General features: G+C 43.0%; 14 protein-coding genes. 5 read left to right on the top strand and 9 right to left on the bottom strand.

From position 1 onward, the window contains the following. Positions 1-39 precede the first annotated feature (39 nt). From C6344_RS14260 to C6344_RS14225, 8 genes are all read right to left on the bottom strand, one after another. Positions 40-267, bottom strand: coding sequence for an MbtH family protein (locus C6344_RS14260; protein WP_060597690.1), 228 nt, complete (start codon positions 265-267; stop codon positions 40-42). Positions 268-287: 20 nt separating this feature from the next. Then, the gene (locus tag C6344_RS14255; RefSeq protein ID WP_106073033.1) at positions 288-7,436 is read right to left on the bottom strand and encodes an amino acid adenylation domain-containing protein; all 7,149 of its coding nucleotides are present in this window, start codon (positions 7,434-7,436) and stop codon (positions 288-290) included. Positions 7,437-7,451: 15 nt separating this feature from the next. Continuing rightward, positions 7,452-8,357, bottom strand: a complete 906-nt coding sequence (locus tag C6344_RS14250) for an isochorismatase family protein (protein ID WP_060597688.1) — start codon at positions 8,355-8,357, stop codon at positions 7,452-7,454. Positions 8,358-8,376: 19 nt separating this feature from the next. After that, positions 8,377-9,996 (bottom strand): (2,3-dihydroxybenzoyl)adenylate synthase, encoded by a 1,620-nt coding sequence (locus C6344_RS14245; RefSeq protein WP_060597687.1) that lies wholly within the window; start codon positions 9,994-9,996, stop codon positions 8,377-8,379. Between the two features lie 23 nt (positions 9,997-10,019). Beyond that, positions 10,020-11,201, bottom strand: a complete 1,182-nt coding sequence (gene dhbC / locus C6344_RS14240) for an isochorismate synthase DhbC (protein WP_106073032.1) — start codon at positions 11,199-11,201, stop codon at positions 10,020-10,022. A gap of 26 nt (positions 11,202-11,227) precedes the next feature. Continuing rightward, positions 11,228-12,013 (bottom strand): 2,3-dihydro-2,3-dihydroxybenzoate dehydrogenase, encoded by a 786-nt coding sequence (locus tag C6344_RS14235; protein WP_106031726.1) that lies wholly within the window; start codon positions 12,011-12,013, stop codon positions 11,228-11,230. A 7-nt stretch (positions 12,014-12,020) separates the two neighbouring features. Further along, positions 12,021-12,902, bottom strand: coding sequence for an alpha/beta hydrolase (locus C6344_RS14230; protein ID WP_106073031.1), 882 nt, complete (start codon positions 12,900-12,902; stop codon positions 12,021-12,023). A 595-nt stretch (positions 12,903-13,497) separates the two neighbouring features. After that, positions 13,498-14,355 (bottom strand): hypothetical protein, encoded by an 858-nt coding sequence (locus tag C6344_RS14225; RefSeq protein WP_066031478.1) that lies wholly within the window; start codon positions 14,353-14,355, stop codon positions 13,498-13,500. 108 nt (positions 14,356-14,463) lie between these two features. Between C6344_RS14225 and C6344_RS14220 the strand changes: the two genes are divergently transcribed. From C6344_RS14220 to C6344_RS14210, 3 genes are all read left to right on the top strand, one after another. Continuing rightward, positions 14,464-15,420, top strand: coding sequence for a DUF4885 family protein (locus tag C6344_RS14220; RefSeq protein WP_106042805.1), 957 nt, complete (start codon positions 14,464-14,466; stop codon positions 15,418-15,420). Between the two features lie 251 nt (positions 15,421-15,671). Next, complete coding sequence (gene dnaB, locus C6344_RS14215) at positions 15,672-17,036, top strand: replicative DNA helicase (RefSeq protein WP_003214779.1); 1,365 nt, start codon at positions 15,672-15,674, stop codon at positions 17,034-17,036. A 129-nt stretch (positions 17,037-17,165) separates the two neighbouring features. Beyond that, positions 17,166-17,579 (top strand): VOC family protein, encoded by a 414-nt coding sequence (locus C6344_RS14210; protein ID WP_106042807.1) that lies wholly within the window; start codon positions 17,166-17,168, stop codon positions 17,577-17,579. Between the two features lie 34 nt (positions 17,580-17,613). Here the strand turns inward: C6344_RS14210 and C6344_RS14205 are convergent, their stop codons facing one another. Further along, positions 17,614-18,819, bottom strand: coding sequence for a cytochrome P450 (locus C6344_RS14205; protein ID WP_106031731.1), 1,206 nt, complete (start codon positions 18,817-18,819; stop codon positions 17,614-17,616). A gap of 106 nt (positions 18,820-18,925) precedes the next feature. Here C6344_RS14205 and C6344_RS14200 point away from each other — a divergent pair, with 106 nt between their 5' ends. Both C6344_RS14200 and C6344_RS14195 read left to right on the top strand, forming a co-directional pair. After that, the gene (locus tag C6344_RS14200; protein WP_223251415.1) at positions 18,926-19,537 is read left to right on the top strand and encodes a TetR/AcrR family transcriptional regulator; all 612 of its coding nucleotides are present in this window, start codon (positions 18,926-18,928) and stop codon (positions 19,535-19,537) included. 216 nt (positions 19,538-19,753) lie between these two features. After that, on the top strand, positions 19,754-21,043 hold the full coding sequence (locus tag C6344_RS14195) for an adenylosuccinate synthase (protein WP_034660617.1): 1,290 nt from the start codon (positions 19,754-19,756) through the stop codon (positions 21,041-21,043). Positions 21,044-21,046 lie beyond the last annotated feature (3 nt).

The following is a 21,046-nucleotide window of genomic DNA, read 5'->3' as shown; positions in this document are numbered from 1 at the left end:
GTCAAAAAAGCACCCTGAGTGAGATCAGGGTGCGATGATTTATTCCGTTTTTCCATGTGCTAGGGCAGGTTCTTTTGTTAAGCTTAAAGGCCGTAAGTCCTGCCAGTGTGTCTGGATATAATCGATGCAGGCATTTCTAGTGTCTTCACCAAAGACCTTTTCCCATCCATCTGGCACTGGTGCAAATGATGGCCAAAGTGAATGCTGTCCTTGTTCATTGACAAGCACAAGAAAGACACCGTCTTCATGATCAAAGGGATTTGTCATTTGTCATCTCTCCTTTATTCTTAGTGCTTTTGTTTGACCCGATGCAGTGTGTTGTCTAAGATGACACCAATTTCTGCTAGGGGTTTAGGCTGGCACATGTCTTTGTGCCGGCAATGAATGTCGTGCTGTTCAATTTTTCCGTTGATATAAGGTGCCCATGCTTCGGGATCAATTGGTGTAAACCAATCTGGGATAATGGTAGATCTAAAGAATAATATGTCTCCATGATAAGTTTTTGGCTGATATTCTCCGAGCAATCGAACTGAATTGACATAGGTTTCTTTTAGATTTCTAATGGCATCTTCACTTAAGCTTGCTAGTGCACTGCCATCTTTCTTCAAGATGTCGACGGCACTTTTCATTGTGAGCGGTTCATCTGTTAAGGTATCTGGATCATAACCGCCGAGCGCAAGAAGAGCGATTAGTGCTTCTTCTTCATCAGGTGCTTCTTTAATCGGTAAGAAATGGTTCGGATAGGCATCCAGCATCGCAACGAGTGAGATTTCTTCACCTTGCTGCTGGAGCTGTGTAGCCATTGCCTGTACAACGTTTCCGCCTAGTGACCAGCCAAGAAGATGATAAGGGCCTTTTGGCTGAATCGTTTGGATGTGCTTGATATAATCCGCAGCCATATCATCTAGTGTGCGCGGGTAGTCATCTTTTCTTGCGATTCCTCGTGCCTGTAATCCATAAATAGGGATGTCTTTCTCTAATGTATTCAAGAGACCAGCATAGCACCAGCTAAGACCACCTGCTGGGTGAACACAGAAGAGAGGATATCTTTCTCCATTTGTTCGTAGTGGCAGCAAGATTTCTAGTGCGTTTTCATCGCTTCCTGTTTCTAGTTTCTCTGCCAAACTTGCAACATTTGGTGCTTCAAACAACGTTCCGATGCTTAGTTTGACACCAAGTGCATCACGAATGCGGCTGATTAAACGAACCGCAAGTAAGGAATGCCCGCCAATGTCAAAAAAGCGATCGTCAATGCTGATTTTTGGCAAATCAAGCACCTCTTCAAAGAGATGACATAGGATTTCCTCCTTCGGATTTCTTGGGCCGCGGCCATCCGTTTGCTTTATATGCAATTGAGGTGCCGGCAGTGATTTTTGAGCAAGCTTCCCGTTTGCTGTAAGTGGCATGGTATCAATCTGTACATATGCCGCAGGCACCATGTAATCAGGAAGACTGGCTGCGGCAAAATGACGAAGGGTCTCTGTATCGAAACAGTCTTCTTCAGTTGTTACGATATATGCGACTAAGCGTTTGTCACCAGGCTGATCCTCTCGCATAATGACGGCAACTTGTGCAACTGCATCGTGGCGTGCCAGAACGGCTTCGATTTCTCCAAGTTCAATCCTAAACCCGCGTATTTTAATTTGATGATCAGCTCTGCCAATGTAATCAAGTGCCCCTTCTTCTGTCCAGCGTGCGAGGTCACCTGTACGATACATCCTTGTGCCAGGTGCTCCATAAGGGTCGGCAGGGAATCGATCTGAGGTCAGGTCAGGCCTGCTTAGATAACCTCTTGCCAAGCCAGCTCCAGCTACATACATTTCACCTGTCGTCCCAGGGGGAACAGGTTGTAGGTATTCATCTAGTACGTAAACGTGTAGATCAGGAATCGGTTCGCCTATTAAGCTACTGGATTTCTTTGCGATCATGTCTCGATTGAGTATATTGTACGTAACGTGTACGGTGGTTTCTGTTATGCCGTACATGTTAATTAGCTTTGGCTTACAGTCTGAGTGACGGCTGTACCAATCTTCTAATCTGCTAAGCTCTAATGCTTCACCGCCAAAGATGACATAGCGGAGTGATAGTGCTTGACCAAGTGTTTGTTGTTCCTTGTCTATCTGCATGAGCTGATAGAAGGCAGAAGGTGTTTGATTAAGCACAGTCACACCTTCCTCGACTAGAAGCTGCAGCATCTCTTCTGGAGAGCGAGAGATGGTATGAGGTACAATGACAAGTCGACCTCCATATAAAAGTGGTCCCCATATTTCCCATACTGAAAAATCAAAGGCATACGAATGAAACATTGTCCAAACATCTTCTTCATCAAAATGGAACCAATGTGCAGTAGATGTCAGAAGACGGATGACATTTTGGTGTGGGATGACCACTCCTTTTGGTTTCCCGGTAGAACCGGATGTATAAATAATATAGGCCGGATGCAGAGAAGATAGTGGCTCAATTCTGTCTATATCAGCCGGATTGTGATTTGGCGTAGTCAGCAATTGATCGCTCGTTTCTTTTTCGTCTAACAAAATCAAATCGCAATCAGCAGGGAGATGCACTGCATCTGCTTTTGTTGTGATGCTGCAAACGGGTTTGGCATCTTGTATCATGTATGCCAGCCTGTCTGCTGGATAGTCAGGATCAAGCGGAACATAGGCTGCGCCTGCTTTATGAACGGCTAATAAGCTTACGAGCATATCGATTGATCTAGGCAGGGCAAGTGCAACGAACTGTTCTGGTCCAACGCCTCTTTCTATTAATAAATGAGCAAGTCGATTGGCTTTGTTGTTTAACTCTTCATAGGTAAGCTGTTGATTGCCATCCGTTACAGCCACTCGATCAGGGTATTGCTGCGCCGTTTTTTCAAATAAGGCTGGGAGACTAGGTGCTTGGTCTAACTGAGCGAATGTCTTTTTGTCAGGGAGAAATGTTTGTCGTTCTTTATCCGACAAAATGTTCACTTGACCAATCGGCAGGTGTGGGCGCTCAGCTACTTCTGTTAAAAAGCGCTTCATTCTGTCAGCGATTGCTCGAATGGTGCTTTGTTTAAATACATCTGTACTGAATTCAAACAAACCTGTTAATCCTGCTGCTGATCCAGTTTCAGTTCTTTGTTCTGTCAATTCGATGGTCAGATCAAATTTAGCTGACCCTACTGGTTTCACGTAGAGATCTGAGTCAAGTTGTGTCAGCTTCATTTCCGCCTTCGGTGTATTTTGGAAGGCAAGCATGACCTGGAACAATGGATTGCGTGATCTGGATCGGGTTGGATTTAGGATTTCGACTAGCCGTTCAAATGGCAGATCCTGATGCTCATAGGCTGCTAAGTCAACGTCTCGAACTCGCTTCAATAGCTCACTAAAGGTTGGATTACCAGCTGTATTTGTACGTAATACTAGTGTGTTCACAAACAATCCCACAATGTCGTCAAGTGCATCGTCATTCCGTCCAGCAATTGGACTGCCAATTGGGATATCTGTCCCCGCCCCAAGGCGTGTCAGTAATGCTGCAAGTGATGCTTGAAGCACCATGAACAAACTCACTTGATGCTGCTTTGCAAGCTCAAGGAGCAGCTGGTGTAAAGCGGGCTCAATCGTAAAGTCTATCGTAGCACCGTTGAAGCTTCCTTCCTGTGGACGCGGGAAGTCATAGGGAAGCTCCAGTTCTTCTGGCAGGTCATGTAAGGCACCTGTCCAATAGCTTAGTTGCTTGGCAAATAGACTATCCGTCTCTTCTTCACTGCCCAACAGCTTTTGTTGCCAAATAGCATAGTCAGCATATTGAACAGGTTCGGCTGGCAAGGAGAGTGATTTCCCTTGTATACGTGCTTCGTAAGCAGCAGCTAAGTCTCGTGTCAATGGTGCAAGTGACCAGCCGTCACCAGCGATGTGATGTAGCAATAGAAGCAGTACGGATCGATTTGCATCAAGCATGAATAAATCTGCTCGCAGTGCGGGTTCTTCTTCAATCTTAAAGCTATAGCGAATGGCTTCGTTTAACTGATTCTCAATTTGTTGATCGCTTGAAGCTGTGACATGGAGTTCAGGCTGAACACTTTTTGGATGTAAAATGACCTGTCTTGGCATGCCGTTCTTATTTGGAAAAATGGTTCTAAGGGTTTCATGTTTTTCAGTGATATCTGCCAATGCACCAATTAAAGCTTTTTGATCTAGTGTACCTGTCAGCTGAATGACAAGTGGGATATTGTAAGTTGGACTTGGCCCTTCAAGGCAATGAAGGAACCAGAGCCGTTTTTGGGCAAAGGATAACGGAATCTCATCTGGCTTGTTTTCTACCTGAAGCGGCGGCCGAATGTCCTTCGCTTTGTCAATGTGCTGCGCAAGCTCAGCAACTCGAGGTGATTCAAAAATGGTACTCATGCTTAGGTCTGCACCAAGTGTATCGCGTATACGTCTAAGCAGACGAGCGGCGAGTAAGGAATGTCCGCCTAAGTCAAAGAAACTATCATCTATGCCAATTTGAGATAGGCCAAGGGTTTCTGCAAATAAACTACATAACATGTCTTCTTGGGGCGTTCTAGGTGTACGGTCAGAACTAACTAAAGACATATTTGGTGCTGGTAATGCTTTGCGATCGATTTTGCCGTTTGGTGTAAGTGGAAGGTCTGGCAAAACGACAACAGCAGAAGGCACCATGTAATCAGGAAGTGATGCAGCCACAAACTGCCTGAGCTCTGAAGGGTGCAGAGAAGTGCCATCTGTCAGCACAACATACGCACAAAGCAGCTGTTGTCCAGGTTGATCCTCACGAACGATAACAGATGTATGCTTTATGGATTGGTGTTGCATAATCACGGTTTCGATTTCACCTAGTTCAATACGGAAGCCGCGGATTTTAATTTGATGATCGGCACGGCTGATATAATCAATTGAACCATCCTCACGCCATCTGGCTAAATCACCAGTACGATACATTCTCGTGCCTTTTGTACCGAATGGATCAGCCACAAAACGTTCAGCCGTTAAATCATATCGTCCAAGATATCCTCTGGATACTCCTTCACCTGCAATATAAAGTTCACCGATTGATCCTGCTGGGACAGGGTTTAGCCCTTCATCTAAAATGTAAATACTCGTATTCCAAATGGGTTTGCCAATTGGCGGCCCGCTATTCTCTTGATGTGCTGTGACATTTTCCATCGTAGACCAGATCGTCGTTTCTGTAGGTCCGTACAAATTGGTAATGTCGCATTGAAGAGATTGCAATGTGTGCAAAAGGGAGGCAGGGAGTGCTTCTCCTCCAACAAGAACACGCATACCTGTTATCACGTCAGGGTATTCATCTGCCAATACATGCCACAACGTTGGTGTTGCCTGCATGATTGTGACATGATGAGAACGAATCATGTCTGAAAGCTTTGCTGGCTCTTGTATGATTTCTTTTTTTGCCAATAAAAGAGCAGCCCCATGTAAGAGTGGGAGGAACATTTCTAGCCCGGAAATATCAAAGGCAATGGTCGTTACCGCTAAAAGCTGGTCTCCTTGATCTAATAAAAATGAATCTTGCATGGACAATATAAAGTTGATCACATTTCGTTTTGTTACAACAACACCCTTTGGTTTGCCTGTCGATCCTGACGTGTAGAGGATGTAAGCCGGGTGATGTGGAGAGCCTTCGTTCCAGGTCGGATTGAGATGCGGACTCCCTACGATCTCCTGATAAACAGTTGAATCATCGAGTTGAACGATGTGTGGATGGTCCAAACGGTCTGCGGTCTCTTTGACTGTGAGCAAGCACGCTGGTTTGGCATCATTTAGCATATAGGCGACACGATCGCTAGGGTAATCAGGGTCTAATGGCAGATATGCGGCTCCTGTTTTGACGACGGCCAACAGACTTACGACCATATCGATGGATCGAGGCAGAGCAATTGCGACAAATTGTTCTGGTCCGATGCCATGCCTTTTCAAATAATGAGCTAATTGATTTACCCGTTGATTTAACTCTTCGTAGGTCAAAGTGGTTCCTTCAAACTGTATTGCTTTTGCTTGTGGTGTTTTGCTGACTTGTTTTTCAAATAGTTCCCGTAAAGATTCTTTTGGTAATTCTCGTTTTGTATCATTCCAGTGCTTGAGGATGTTCTCTTTTTCTTTAGACAAAAGAAGGTTGAATTGACTGATTGTCTGATCTTGTTCTAGTCCAGTTATTTCCTCCAGCAATTGAAGAAAACGATGCTGATGAGCGTCAACTGCTTGCTCTTTGTAAACGGCAGGGTTTGCATCAAAGTCGATTTGAAATCCGTTCCCGTCCGCGCGGTCGTATATGTTGATCGATAAATCATCTACGGGTCCTGCTGAAAGATTATGTGCTTGACCAATGCTCTGATCGAACATGAGATCATAATCAAATGGCATGATATTGATCTGTGGGCCGAATAATCGTTGATTTCTTCCGATGAGTTTAAAGTCTCTCCGCATGTCTTCGTGACGATATCTTTGATGAGGCCGAATGGCTTTCAGTTCATCAGATACTTGGCGAACAAGTGCTGAGAGCGTCATTTCTGGTTTGCATGTTAAACGAAGCGGTACTAGGTTCATGACCATTCCGGGTGTTTGCAAGGCGCAAGATCCAAGGCGCATCATAACAGGCAATCCTAAAACAATATCGTGTGCACCAGTCATACGATGCATATATAGAGCGGATGCGGCAAGAATCATTTCATGCCAAGTACAACCGAAAGCTTGAGCAATTTTTTTCATTTTGCTTACCTTTTCAGCATCATAGCTAGCGGTTTTTCGGATAAAATCATCTGAAGTTCTTGGGGCAAGCTCAGCAAGGCTCACAATTTCAGGTTGATCAGCAAAGCGATTTTTCCAAAACGCTCGATCCTCTTCATACCGATTGGACTGTTGATAGGTGATCTCCTCTTGGACTACGTCATGTAAGGCTCCAAATGTTTGAGGAGGCACAGGTGTCCCTTTCGATAGGGCTGAATAGACCTCAGCAACACGGCGTGCAATGAGCGAAAAGGCGAATCCATCAATGGCAATGTGATGAATGCGCTGATACCAGATAAATCGGTCGTCAGCAAGTTGAAAAAGTACTTCACGGAATAATACATCTTTCTCTAAAGAGACTGATGTTGAAAGATCTGCATTCATCCATGCTTTAGCCGCATCAAGCGGCTGTTTTTCATATTGTAAATTGATATATTGAAATGGAATCTCTTTCTTAGATGTAAACCATTGCTTTGGACCGTCAGTATCCTCAACGAAGCGCATATACAAGGAATCTGCTTCTAAGACAGTCTTTCTAATGGCTGCTTCAAAGTGTATGGGGTCAATATAACCTTTAATATCTATATACTCAGCTGTATTGAAAATGGGATTAGATGGATCAAGCTGCTGCGCATACCATATGCCTGATTGGGCACCGGTTAGTGGGAATGAATCGACTGACTGGATCGACAAGGGTCTATACCTCCTTTACATGTAATCGATATTTGGGATAGATGGCTGTTTTTCTGGGAAAAGAAGAGTTCGCCAATGAGTGAGCGTTGGATTTGCTGCAAGCTCAACGAAATTGACTGTCATTCCTTGCTGTCTCCACTTTTCCGCTAGGCTCATCATTCTAATAGAATCAAGCCCAAGGTAGACGAGATTCTCGTCAAGCGGTATTTCATTCGGCTTGATTTCGAGATACTCAGCTACTTGGTGAAGGATGGCCTCAAAAGATAGGTCATCGTCTGCTTCCTGTCCTGTTAAACGACTAATGATTTGGTTTGTCGTTGTGGTGACCGCACAGCGTTCAGCTGCATAGGTCATTGCCATTTTGTGATGCTTAAGTGAAAAGTCAGCAACGGCATCGGCGACAAAAAAGGTTTCAATATCGAGCATGAATGCTTCTGCGGCTGTCAGCATACAGCCAATATGTGCATATACGCCAGTAATGATCAGTTGATCACGCCCGCCTTCTTGAAGAATATCTAAAAAATTGGATTTTTTGAATGCGCTATAACGCCATTTTGTCAGCATTGTATCTGCTTCAGATGGAGCAAGCTGATCAATGATTTTTGTCAATGCTTCATCATCACCAAGTCCAGGTCCCCAAAAATCTGTTAATAAGGCACGATCCTTCGGGTCTTGGTCACCAGGTTGAGCTGTATAGACGACTGGAATGCCAAGTTCATTGCATGTATTACGTAATTGTTCAATATGTTGAACTAACTCTGTGATTGGTGATGTATCTTGTTGAAATGCATTTAAAAAATATTGCTGCATGTCATGTATCAGCAGAACAGCACGTTTCGGATCCGGTATCCAGTTCACTTTATTTTCGGGTAAATCTTGTGTGCTCGGCATTGGATACGCAGGAATAGTAGGGATTGCCATGGTTTTCACTCCTCTTTTTTTATACGTTGGCAGTATGGATTGCAGCTAATTCTCTTAATGCTTTTTTACTGACTTTGCCTACACCTGTTTGTGGGAACGCATCGATCCATTCAATGCGGTCGGGAATTTTATAGGCAGCGAGCCCGCGTTCTCTTAGAAATGACTTTAATGCATGTGGTGCTGGCTTGTTGTTTCCTTTTGCAATAACAAAGGCACATGAGCGTTCGCCAAGAAATGGATCTGGCATGGACACCATGGCGGCATCATGAATGTCAGGGTGCGCAAGTAAATGGTTCTCAACTTCTTCAGCGGCAACCTTTTCGCCACCACGATTGATTTGATCCTTGTCTCTGCCTTCTACAACAACATTTCCTTCTTTGGTTAATCGCACGATGTCACCTGTTCTGTAAAAGCCATCGGGTGTAAATGCTTTTTTGTTTTGTTCATCAGCTTTATAGTAGCCACGAATCGTATAAGGTCCTCTTGTTAAAAGATGTCCAGCCACTTCATTCGGGACGGGCTTGTCCTCATCATCTACCACTAGTACCTCATCATATTCAGACATCGGGCGTCCTTGTGTATGAATAATGACATGTTCAGGATCATTTAATCTGGTATAGTTGACCAGACCTTCTGCCATGCCAAAAACTTGCTGTAATTTACACCCAAGGGCAGGCATCACTCGTTTTGCTGCCTCAGCACTGAATTTAGCACCACCTACTTGCAAGACCTCAAGGCTGGATAAGTCATCTGATCGATGAGGAGCAGCCTCTAGCCAAATCAATGCGATAGGTGGAACGACAGCGGTAATGGTTGCTCGTTCTTTTTCAATGAGTGGAAAGACTACATCAGGGCTTGATCCAGGTGCAAGAACGACTCTTCCACCAGCGTATAACGTCCCAAGGACTCCAGGCGAGCTTAATGGATAGTTGTGTGCAACTGGAAGTGTAGCTAGATACACACTATCTTGTGTAAGCTCGCACACCTCATTGCTTTTCCAAAGACTATACATATAGTCATCATGTGTACGAGGAATGAGTTTTGAAAGGCCTGTGCTGCCTCCAGATAACTGAAGAAACGCAATTTCGCTTGCCTCTACATGAATTTGAGGATCGAGTGATGGGTCCTTGCGCAGATCATCCAAGTCAAGGAATTCCTCAGCTTCCCCTGCAACAATGACATGAGGTAATGAGGGAAGCTTTTCTTTCACTTGACGTGCGAGTGATCGATAATCAAAGCTACCATCGATATCTGGTATGACATATGCGTCTGCTTCGGCAAACTCAATAAAATAAGTGATTTCGCTGCTTCTATGAGATGGAAGCGAGAAGACGGGTAAAGCACCGATTCGAAATAAAGCGAAAATGACTTCAAAAAAAGCAGGAATGTTAGGAAGCTGAACGACAACTCGACTTCCCTTTTGAATTCCAAGCTGATGAAAACCGGCGGCAAGACTGCTGACGCGCTCATCAAGTTCTTGGTAGCTCATGTGCGTATCAGCATATGTAATTGCTGTTTTATTCCCTAACGATGCGGCGCGTTCACGAAGCATGCCGCTAAAGGTTTCCCCACGCCAACAGCCGTTTTCACGGTAGCGTTTTGCAAATTCTTCTGGCCATGTAGGTGGTTGAACAAACATGTTTTGTCATCTCCTATGTATTTTTATAACTGATGGATGCCCATCGCATGAAGCATCGTGTTGAATTTTGCAGATGTTTCGGCTAGCTCTTCTTCTGCCTTTGATCCTTTGACCACTCCTGCACCAGCAAAGAGGCGAAGGGAGTGCCCCTCAGCTTCTGCACAACGAATGGTGACAATCCAATCTCCATCACCATTTGCATCTGACCAACCGATCATTCCTGTGAAAAATCCTCGATCGAAGGGTTCAATCGCTTGGATTGCTTCACGAGCATCTGCTGTAGGTGTTCCGCATACTGCGGGTGTTGGATGAAGGCTAAGCGCTAAATCAATTGAGGATACACCTGCATCTGCTAATTCACCTTTAACGACAGTAGATAAATGCCACATCGTTTCTGTTTGTATGACGGATGGTGATGCAGGTACATCTAGTGTATGACAGTAAGGAGCAAGCGCTTTAGTGACAGCATCGACAACCACTGCATGCTCGTGTAAATCCTTCGCTGAAGTAAGGAGTTCATCGTGACGACGCTGGTCTTCTACTGGATCTGAACTGCGTGGCCGAGAACCAGCAAGTGGATTGGAAATAACAGTTGAACCAGTTTTTGAAAGAAGCAGCTCAGGGCTTGCCCCAAGCAGTGTGCGCTTTTGGGAAGATTCCGGGTCAGCTACATTTGTAGCAAACGTATAGCCAGTCGTATTATGACGAGCAAGTCGTTCAAGTATTGCTTTCGTATTAATTTCTCGATTTGATTTGAGATGGAGAGATCTAGAGAGTACGATTTTGCTAAGCTCTCCTTTCTCAATTTTAGCTAACCCTTCGTTCACACCATTCATGTAGACATCTGGAGAGGGGACAGGTGTCACCTCATAGGATGGAGCTGCAATTTCCGACTCCTCATCACCTTGATGAAATTCGAGTGGATCACTAAACTGTACATGGATTGGAACACTTAAACGAACGGGTTGCGCCGGATCAAACGGAACAGCACCAGCAACAATCGGTGTTCGAATACCAGCTTGTTTGGCAGCGTCAAATACGTGAGCTACCCTTGTGGATAGTTCATTTAGCTGATTGGTTTCAATATGCTGGAAAATCCCTTCTGCCAGTATCGTACGTTTAGGGGAAGCAAGGAAAAAAGCGCCTGGCTGATAGTCTTGAATCAACTGTACTTTTTCTTCTGACGACAATAATGAATGTTTCATGAAAAGGCCTCCTTTTTGATGAAATGCTAGATTCCGAGTGTTGCGCCACCATCAATCGTGAGATTCTGCATCGTAATATGACTGGATTGCTCAGATGCAAAGAAGATGACTGCATCAGCGATGTTTTGAGGATCAGCGATTTTTTGTAAAGGAATACCGGTTTTATACGTCTCTAATGAACCTTTAATCACCTGATCTGCTCCTTGTTCATCAGACCATAAAGCCCATTGCATAGGTGTTGCGGTAGAGCCAGGAGAGACGACATTGCATCTGATTCCATAGGCTGCTAGCTCTAATCCAAGCGTTTTTGTAAAGGAAGTAGCTGCGGCTTTTGATGCGGCATAGGCAGCCATATTCATTCTAGGGATGGCACCTGCGTTAGAGCTGACGGTCACAATGACCCCTTCTGATCTTTTCATCATGTATTTGGAGACAGCTTGAGATACGTAAAAGACACCATGTGTGTTGACTGCGAAGGTTTGTTGCCAGTCATCTGCACAAAGCTGGTCAATAGAACCGATTCGAAGAATGCCTGCTACATTGACTAGTAAATAAATGGGTCCGAGCTGCTTTTCAATTTGATCGACAATGTGCTGAACAGAAGCTTGATCGGTAATGTCACCTGGATAGGCAAAGGCGCGTATGCCTTCATCATTCATTTGTTGGATGGTGCTTTGCAGCTGATCTTCATTTGCGTCAACTGCTGCAATGATCGCACCTTCTTCGGATAGTCTTTTTGCGACTGCTTGCCCAATACCTTGTCCTGCGCCTGTGATAAGGGCAATCTTTTGAGATAGACCACTATGTTTCATGTGTTCACTACCTTTCTTTCATGTCTGTGGTTGTTAAAGGATCATCATGATAGAGTGCAAAACGGAAAGCGTAATTCATCAGCACCGGTAAAACGGACGTATGTCCTTCTTCAGGGAACTCATGATAGGCCGTATGTAAGCCATATGAGGATAAAGGCAACATACGATTTGCTAGTGACTTTGCATGATCATTCATTTGACATGGATGATGTTTTTCTAGCTCACCTACACCTACAAACAGCCTTACATCCATAGGCACCTGACGTATACGGTTGGTGAATTGGTATTCTTTTTCTAGAAATAATTTTTTATTCCAGTGGATAGAAGGACTGCCCGCAATATATGTCTGATAAGCATCAGGGTGCTCAAATAGTGTGTGTAATACAAAAAGACCGCCAAGAGAATGCCCAAACAGTGTTTGACGACTCAGGTTGATCGGAAAGCGTTGCTCGATATAAGGCTTTACAGTCTTTTCTAAAAAAGAAAAGAAAGCAGAGGCCCCGCCATATGTATGGATGGAGAAGTCCTTTCTTTTGCCCCCAATGGAAGCGTCAGGGCTGGTAAGAGTGAGATCATAATGCCTGAGCGGATGATAGGGCGCTTCTGTCTGATAGCCAATTCCAACAATGATGGCAGGTACGACACCTGTTTTTTCAGGTCTTCTTGACTGTAAACGAATGGATTCGACCATTGTGCCAAAAAGTGAATTCCCATCAAGCACGTACATGACTGGAAAACCAGCCGCTGGAGGAGTAGTATTCGGTTTAAATATAAAAAGTCTGTATGGGTGCGCTGTGATATCCAGTTGCTCCGTCCCAGGTATAAAAAAAGGACGGCTTTCTCCGAAAAGTGAATCCTCAGTACCCATTCCTTCAGGGCGTTTGGACATATGTAAAAAATCTCCTTCCTCAAATTCGACCCTCATACGATGATAAAAGCAGGCTTGCGGATATTGGATGAGTGTAGTAATTGAAGAATGGTTCCTCCAAATGAAAATGATTCTCAACTATCACGCAAGCAAATCAAATGATAATGGTTATCAATTATGAAGTCAAATGTTCATAAAGTTGTGTATTGGATATTTTAATCTTAATATTCAGAAAATAACGGACTAACTCACTAACAAATGATTTGAAATAGGGAATACCGGACCTTGTCATTTAAAAAGAGGAGAAATGTCAAAAGACCTTGACTGCCTCGGAATATTTACCATTTTCTTCTGTTTGATTCAGGAATAAATATAGGTTTTTCTTCTCGAAATAATTTTGAGGAAAAATGAGTCTATAGACCCTCTTATATTTTTAGGCAAAAAGAGGAGGATTTTGCAAAAAGCTGGTGATCATATCTCACAACTTATTCAATATCATGCGTAGCTGTTTTAAAAGTGGCGAAGTATAGCATCAAAAATGACACAATTAAAAAAGTAAGGGAATGTACCCTTACTTTTTGATCAATTGGTGAACATGTCTGTAAACACCATTAAATTAGAATCCATCTGTGACATCATATTCGTAACGGATATCGGCTTTGACATTGCTCATAGTAGATCTCGCTGTAGCTTTTGCGTTGTACTTAAAGCTCCATTTTTGAGCGACTTTTAATTGATCTTCAAGAGAAATACGGTAAGAACCGCTTGTTGCAGAAGAAAAAAGTGATGTGTACCAAATATTACTTTCACTAGCCATCAGTTTGTGTGTGACATTCCCTTGGTTGGGTGTTTGGGTACTAGTTGTCGTAATCGATTTAACTACAGCACGTTTAGGAACTGTGGAATTATTAGTTAAATCCATTGTAATGACTGAAGAATCAACTCCTAAAAAATTTAAAGAAGAATTCCCCAAGTTGGTAGAAGTCCCCGTAAAATTGAATGTCCCATTCCCAGATTTAATACGATCTTGAATGGAAACAGTAAAGTACATATTCCCTGTATATGTACCACGGGTCACTTTCACAAAATAAGTCTCTGAAGTTGATGTAACTTCACCAGTATTAGCAAAAATAAAAGGCGTTACTGAATCAGGATTAATAACTTCGGACCCTGTCCTAGAATATTTAGAATTATACACCTCGATATTCATCCCTGTATATTGCTTATTATAAGAACTTCTGACATAAACTCTTTCACCTTTATTGATCGTAAACTGATAATACGCTTCATTTTCACCTTCAGGTAAGATTGTTGTATCTGGACGACTATTTTTCCAATATCCCATTGAACTTGCTGTGTTAGGACTGTTATTCCCTGTAATAGCTGCTTCCGCAGAATTAGGTGCAAAAAAACTAGTAACAAGCACTAATACCAATGCAGGTAATAAAAAACGTTTGAAGATAGTATTTGTCATATTTTAACCCTACTTGTAATAATTACTATATCGGATCAAAACTAACAAATTTTAACTAAATTGCCGATATATTTAATAATCACTATTTTTTTAAAAAGGAGAATCAAAATGAATATTAATACGTCATACACGGCAGGTGCTTCAAACAATCAGAACCGAATCGACTATAAAGGTCAATCAGCTATTAAAAGTACAAATGAGGTGATGACCGAAGCTGATAGACGGATGAAAATACTAGATGAAAAATACGAAAAAATAAATGAACAAAATAAACGATTCAAAGATCCTCAAGACCATATATATAATAAGTATAGAAACCCTTATTCTTCTTATTTCAGAAGTGATCTAACAAAACCGGAAAGAGAAGCTGCTTACATTATGGAAATGAGTTGGGCAAGGAATAATAAAGGAGGTCAATATGACTTTAATGACGCCATCTTCCGTAATGAAAAACGGTACGATCCTACCCAAGAAAGCGTAGAGAAAAAAATATTCAATCGGCAAAAGGTCAACGAACAATTGCAAGATTTATTCTCTAAAAACGGTATAACCATTCCTAAAAACACAAATTTAACTTTTACCATTGACCCAAATCATTTCAAATTATTGGTGAGTGGTTCAACAGACGAATCGCTGACCAAACAAATAGAAGACCTATTAAATACAACCAACAATACAAGAGAATTATTTTTCCACATCATGAAAAGCAGATCTGACGATTCTACTCAATTCACGCCTGATTCTCTTGCCAAATTCCACCTTGTTAATCAAATCAAAACGGTCACAGGCTACAATTTAAAAGATTTAAGCATTGTAAACGGTCAATTTGTAACGGATAACGGGAAGAATATTTTTGATATATACAAAGAAGAACTCCTGAAAAATCCATACACAGCAGAAAATGCACGCATTGCCGCTTCACATTATGGTGCACAGCTATTTGATCTAGCCAAAAACGGGATTGATTCAATTCCCGATTTGGTGTTATCTATTGGTTATCAAAACGGGTCTTTACAAGACATTGGGCAAAAAGAAAATTATGGAGTTAAGAAAACGATAGATTAAAAAAACGCATTCGAACATGCCGTGTTGGAGCGTCGATCACATGTGTGAACTACAACAGATAAAAATCCGATACAGAAGGACTCTATAACAATTTATGTTACAGAGTCTTTTCTATTGAAATGCGTTGGTTGGCTGTTCAACGAAACATCCTCATGGTAATTTTGACTATAGTCGATGTTTTTCACTTTTTTATTGATGGAAATGTTAAAATGATGAGTAGCGTATTTTTATATGAAAGGACGGTGCTTGGCATGACGGAACTTCTCGATGACCGGCTGCCGCCGCAAAATATAGAAGCCGAGCAGGCCGTATTAGGTGCTGTTTTTTTAGAACCATCTGCGCTCACGCTCGCTTCTGAGGTATTAATTCCAGAGGATTTCTATAGAATGTCGCATCAAAAGATTTACAATGCGATGCTTGTACTTGGTGATAGAGGGGAACCGGTCGATCTTGTCACGGTGACTTCTGAACTTGCCAATACAGATTTACTAGAAGAGGTAGGCGGGATTTCGTATTTAACCGATATTGCGAACTCTGTCCCAACTGCCGCAAACATTGAATACTATGCAAAAATTGTAGAAGAGAAATCAATTTTAAGACGTCTGATCCGTACGGCGACAACCATTGCACAGGATGGGTACACGCGTGAGGATGAAGTAGAGGATCTGTTGAGTGATGCTGAAAAGACCATTATGGAAGTGGCGCAGCGTAAAAACTCAGGAGCCTTCCAAAACATTAAGGACGTTCTTGTTCAGACATATGATAATATTGAACAGCTTCATAACCGAAAAGGCGATATCACAGGGATTCCAACGGGATTCTCTGAGCTTGACCGGATGACTGCTGGATTCCAGCGAAATGACTTGATTATTGTCGCGGCTCGTCCATCAGTAGGGAAAACGGCTTTCGCATTGAACATCGCACAGAATGTTGCGACCAAAACGGACGAAAGTGTCGCCATCTTTAGTTTAGAAATGGGAGCTGAGCAGCTAGTTATGCGTATGCTTTGTGCAGAAGGGAATATCAATGCACAGAACCTAAGAACCGGTAATCTGACAGAAGAGGACTGGGGCAAGCTGACAATGGCGATGGGCTCGCTATCAAATAGTGGGATTTTCATTGATGATACACCTGGAATCAGGGTAAGTGAAATTCGCTCGAAATGCCGCCGTTTGAAGCAAGAAAACGGTCTTGGCATGATCCTGATTGACTACTTACAGCTCATTCAAGGGAGCGGACGATCAAGCGATAACCGTCAGCAAGAGGTTTCTGAAATCTCTAGGGCATTGAAATCGCTGGCAAGGGAGCTTGAAGTTCCGGTTATTGCTTTGTCTCAGCTTTCACGCGGAGTAGAGCAGCGTCAGGACAAACGTCCAATGATGTCTGATATTCGTGAATCAGGAAGTATCGAGCAGGATGCCGATATCGTGGCATTCCTTTATCGTGATGATTACTACGACAAAGAATCAGAGAATAAGAACATTATTGAAATCATCATTGCCAAACAGCGTAACGGTCCAGTTGGTACAGTATCACTGGCGTTCGTCAAAGAATATAACAAATTCGTCAATCTGGAAAGAAGGTTTGACGATGCGGGTGTTCCGCCCGGTGCTTAAAGCCCAGCTCAAGAAGCTGGGCTTTTTTTTGATGATCTACATCGAAAGAATGATTGAAAAACGGTCGAAATGAGGAGGAGAGGGAGAGAGAGAAATCGTATACTAAAAGGAGAAAAGGAGTGATGACTGATGAAATTTCAACAGTTCGAAGCCGCTCAATTACGCATCGCACGTCCAACCGTCAACATGGAAGAGGTTGTTTCTTTTTATGAAAAAGGCTTAGGGCTCAAACGAATAGGTTCATTTGATCAGCATGAAGGATACGATGGTGTGATGCTGGGGCTTCCTCATCAGCATGTTCATTTAGAAATCACCAAACATGAAGAAGAAGAGAGCCTGCCCGTTCCGCATCCAGAACAGCTGCTTGTTTTTTATATTCCTGATGAACAGGAGTTTCAGCAGATGAAAGAGAGACTGATCTCATTTGGCGGACGGCAAGTCACCTCTACAAATCCATATTGGGAACGGGGAGGAGCAACCATTGAAGATCCAGATGGGTATCGCATTGTGCTCATGAACACAGAAGGAATTACCCCCGTTTAAAAAAGACTCCCATGCTTGGTGGGAGTCTTTTCTGTTATGAACGAAGTGTGACGCGCAGCTTCAGCTCTTTCAGCCCATACATGCCGCTGTTTGTCATCGGCATATAGGAGAGGAGCTCTAGTGACTCATATCGGTCCAATAAGGCCTTGATGGCAGTACATGCTTCCAAGCGGGCAAGTGGTGCGCCAAGACAGAAATGGATGCCGTGCCCGAAACCAATATGAGGGTTAGGGTGACGGTGTATATCAAATTCATGTGCGTTTAAAAATTGACGCTCATCCCGGTTGGCAGAAGCAAGAAACACAATCACATTGTCTCCCTTTTTCAGCACTTTTCCCCCAAGCTCTGTGTCTTCTGTGACATAGCGGACGATCGTAGGAGCGGGTGCACGGAAACGGACGGCCTCCTCCACAGCACGCGGGATGAGCTCAGGTGATTGAACGAGCGCTTCATACGCACCCGGCTGTTCTAACAAGCTGAAGATCATATTGGAGATCAGGTTGGTGGTTGTTTCGTTGCCAGCTAAAAGAAGAAGATTACAGAATGGAATTAATTCATCCGCTGACAGTTTGTCTCCATTCTCCTCCGCTTGAATAATGAGAGAAATCAAATCTTCACCGAGGTTGTGACGTTTCCTTTCAATGATGTCTGCAAAAAACGCCATCATGTCAGCCTCTCCTTGGTCCCGAATTTTCTGCCATTCAGCGACATCCTCCTCATCTTCACTTTTAGGCATACTGACGAGAATATCAGACCATTCTTTAAAGGATTGTTTATGCTCTGACGGTACACCTAAAAGCTCTGCAATGACAATGACAGGAAGCGGATAAGAGATGGCTTGCACTAGGTCAATCTCGTTTTTCCCTTCTATTTGTGCCATGAGTTCCTCCATCAATTCTTGAATACGCGGCTCCCACAATTTCATGACTCGAGGTGTAAAGGCTTTGCTCACAATGGAGCGGATTCGAGTGTGTTTGGGAGGGTCCATCATCACCATTGTTTTCATCAATGAATGCTTCCGCTGGTCTTTAGGAGGCTGACTAGAAAAGGTATTTTTATCGATTGTCACACGTTTTGCTTCCTCATAGGTGAATACACTCCATGTTCGGCTGGCTTCGTCAAAATGAACAGGTGATGTCTGACGCATGTTGGCATACCAATCAAATGGGTTATACGGATCCTGCTTGTTTTTTCCTCTTAATAACGCTTTTTGCACGGCAGTTGGTGTAGTTGTTTCCATGATCATCACTCCTTATAGGTTGTCAGATGCTTCCTTTTTTTCATTGTGTTAGATTAAAGTTAATTCATCAGCCTTGAGGATTCAACCAACAGAAAAGCGGAATCTGTTGAAGTTCATAGGAAGGGGAGAATGGCTTGTGGCGGACTGCTACAGAGGGGATAAGCGTGCAACGGAATCGAAGCAGCAATTAAGAAAAGCGTTATTTCAGTTATTAAGAGAAAAAGAGTGGGAGAAGATTTCTGTACAGGATTTGACGAAAGTGGCGGGCATCCACCGCACCACCTTTTATCAGCATTATGAGGATAAATTTGATCTTGCCCAGCAGGTGATGGATGAGATGTTTGATGTGATGAAATGTGCCATTTTTGCTCCTGTACAAGAAGATGATGTGAAAAAAGAGCATGCGTCTTATGTGTATATTTTTCGATTTTATCAGCATTTGCAGGAACATGAAGAGGAGTATCAAATTCTTTTGAAACGAGGACGAGAGCTCAATATTCATGAAACGGTTCGTGCTTTTTTTGAAGAAAGCTTTTCTATGGGGTTAGAGGAAATCGCAGGCTCAAAGCCTCATCCACATCTCGTTCCAATCGACATGCAGCAGCAATTCGTCATTTCTGCTTATGTTGGAACAGCAGAATGGTGGTTGAGGACAGGGAGACCGTACTCACCTGATTTTATGGCAAGCTCGATGATTCATTTAATTGAAAATCAATAGAAATTAGGAACCATCAAAATAGTTGTTTTTACTCAAAATCTCCCTTTTTAAGCGCTGAAGAAGTGATTAAAGCGCTTTTTCTCATAATTAAAACGAACAAAATTTGATTTCGAGATATTAATGTTCGGATTTCGCGTTGACTTTTTCGTTTTGCATTGATAAAATAAATGTGTTTGAAAGAGATAACGTTTTGAAAGGTTAACGGAGGTGCACGATATGTCTTCAGTAGTCGTAGTAGGTACGCAGTGGGGTGACGAAGGGAAAGGGAAAATTACCGATTTCCTTTCAGAAAATGCAGAGGTGATTGCCCGTTATCAAGGGGGGAACAATGCAGGTCACACGATCAAATTTGATGGAGTGACTTACAAGCTACACCTCATTCCGTCCGGTATTTTTTATCAAGAGAAAACTTGTGTCATCGGTAATGGAATGGTGGTTGATCCTAAAGCGTTGGTCACTGAGCTTGCGTATCTTCACGAACGGAATGTGAGTACAGATAACCTCAGAATCAGCAATAGAGCCCATGTGATTCTGCCTTACCATTTAAAATTGGACGAGGTGGAAGAAGAGCGGAAAGGGGCTAACAAGATCGGTACGACGAAAAAAGGAATCGGACCAGCTTATATGGACAAAGCAGCTCGTATCGGTATCCGTGTCGCAGATCTATTAGATCGTGAAGTATTTGAAGAGAAGCTTGCACGTAATCTAGAAGAGAAAAATCGTCTTTTAGAGAAAATGTACGACACAGAAGGCTTCAAGATTGAAGATATTTTAGACGAGTATTATGAATATGGCCAGCAAGTGAAAAAATATGTCGTGGACACATCTGTTGTCTTGAATGACGCACTAGATGAAGGCCGCCGTGTGCTATTTGAAGGAGCACAAGGCGTTATGCTTGATATCGATCAAGGGACATATCCATTTGTCACGTCATCTAACCCAGTGGCTGGAGGAGTGACGATTGGTTCTGGTGTAGGACCAACGAAAATTCAACATGTGGTCGGCGTGTCAAAAGCGTACACAACACGTGTTGGAGATGGCCCATTCCCGACAGAACTCCATGATGAAATTGGCGATCAAATCCGTGAGGTTGGCCGTGAATACGGTACAACAACTGGACGTCCGCGCCGTGTTGGCTGGTTTGACAGTGTCGTTGTCCGTCATGCTCGCCGTGTGAGCGGGATTACAGATCTATCTCTTAACTCAATTGATGTACTGACAGGGATTGAAACATTGAAAATCTGTGTCGCTTATAAATTGAACGGAGAAATCACAGAAGAATTTCCAGCAAGTCTAAATGAACTAGCGAAATGTGAGCCTGTCTACGAGGAAATGCCAGGATGGACAGAGGATATTACAGGCGTGAAGAATTTAAGCGAACTGCCTGAAAATGCCCGTCATTATTTAGAGCGCATTTCACAATTAACAGGTATTCCACTTTCCATTTTCTCAGTCGGACCAGATCGTTCCCAAACGAACGTTGTCCGCAGCGTGTACCGTCCATAATAA

The sequence above is a fragment of the Bacillus sp. GBSW19 genome, assembly GCF_002998655.1.
Taxonomy (GTDB): Bacteria; Bacillota; Bacilli; order Bacillales; family Bacillaceae; genus Bacillus.
The sequence above is the reverse complement of the archived record's forward strand: the minus strand, read 5'-3'. Positions and strand labels throughout refer to the sequence as shown.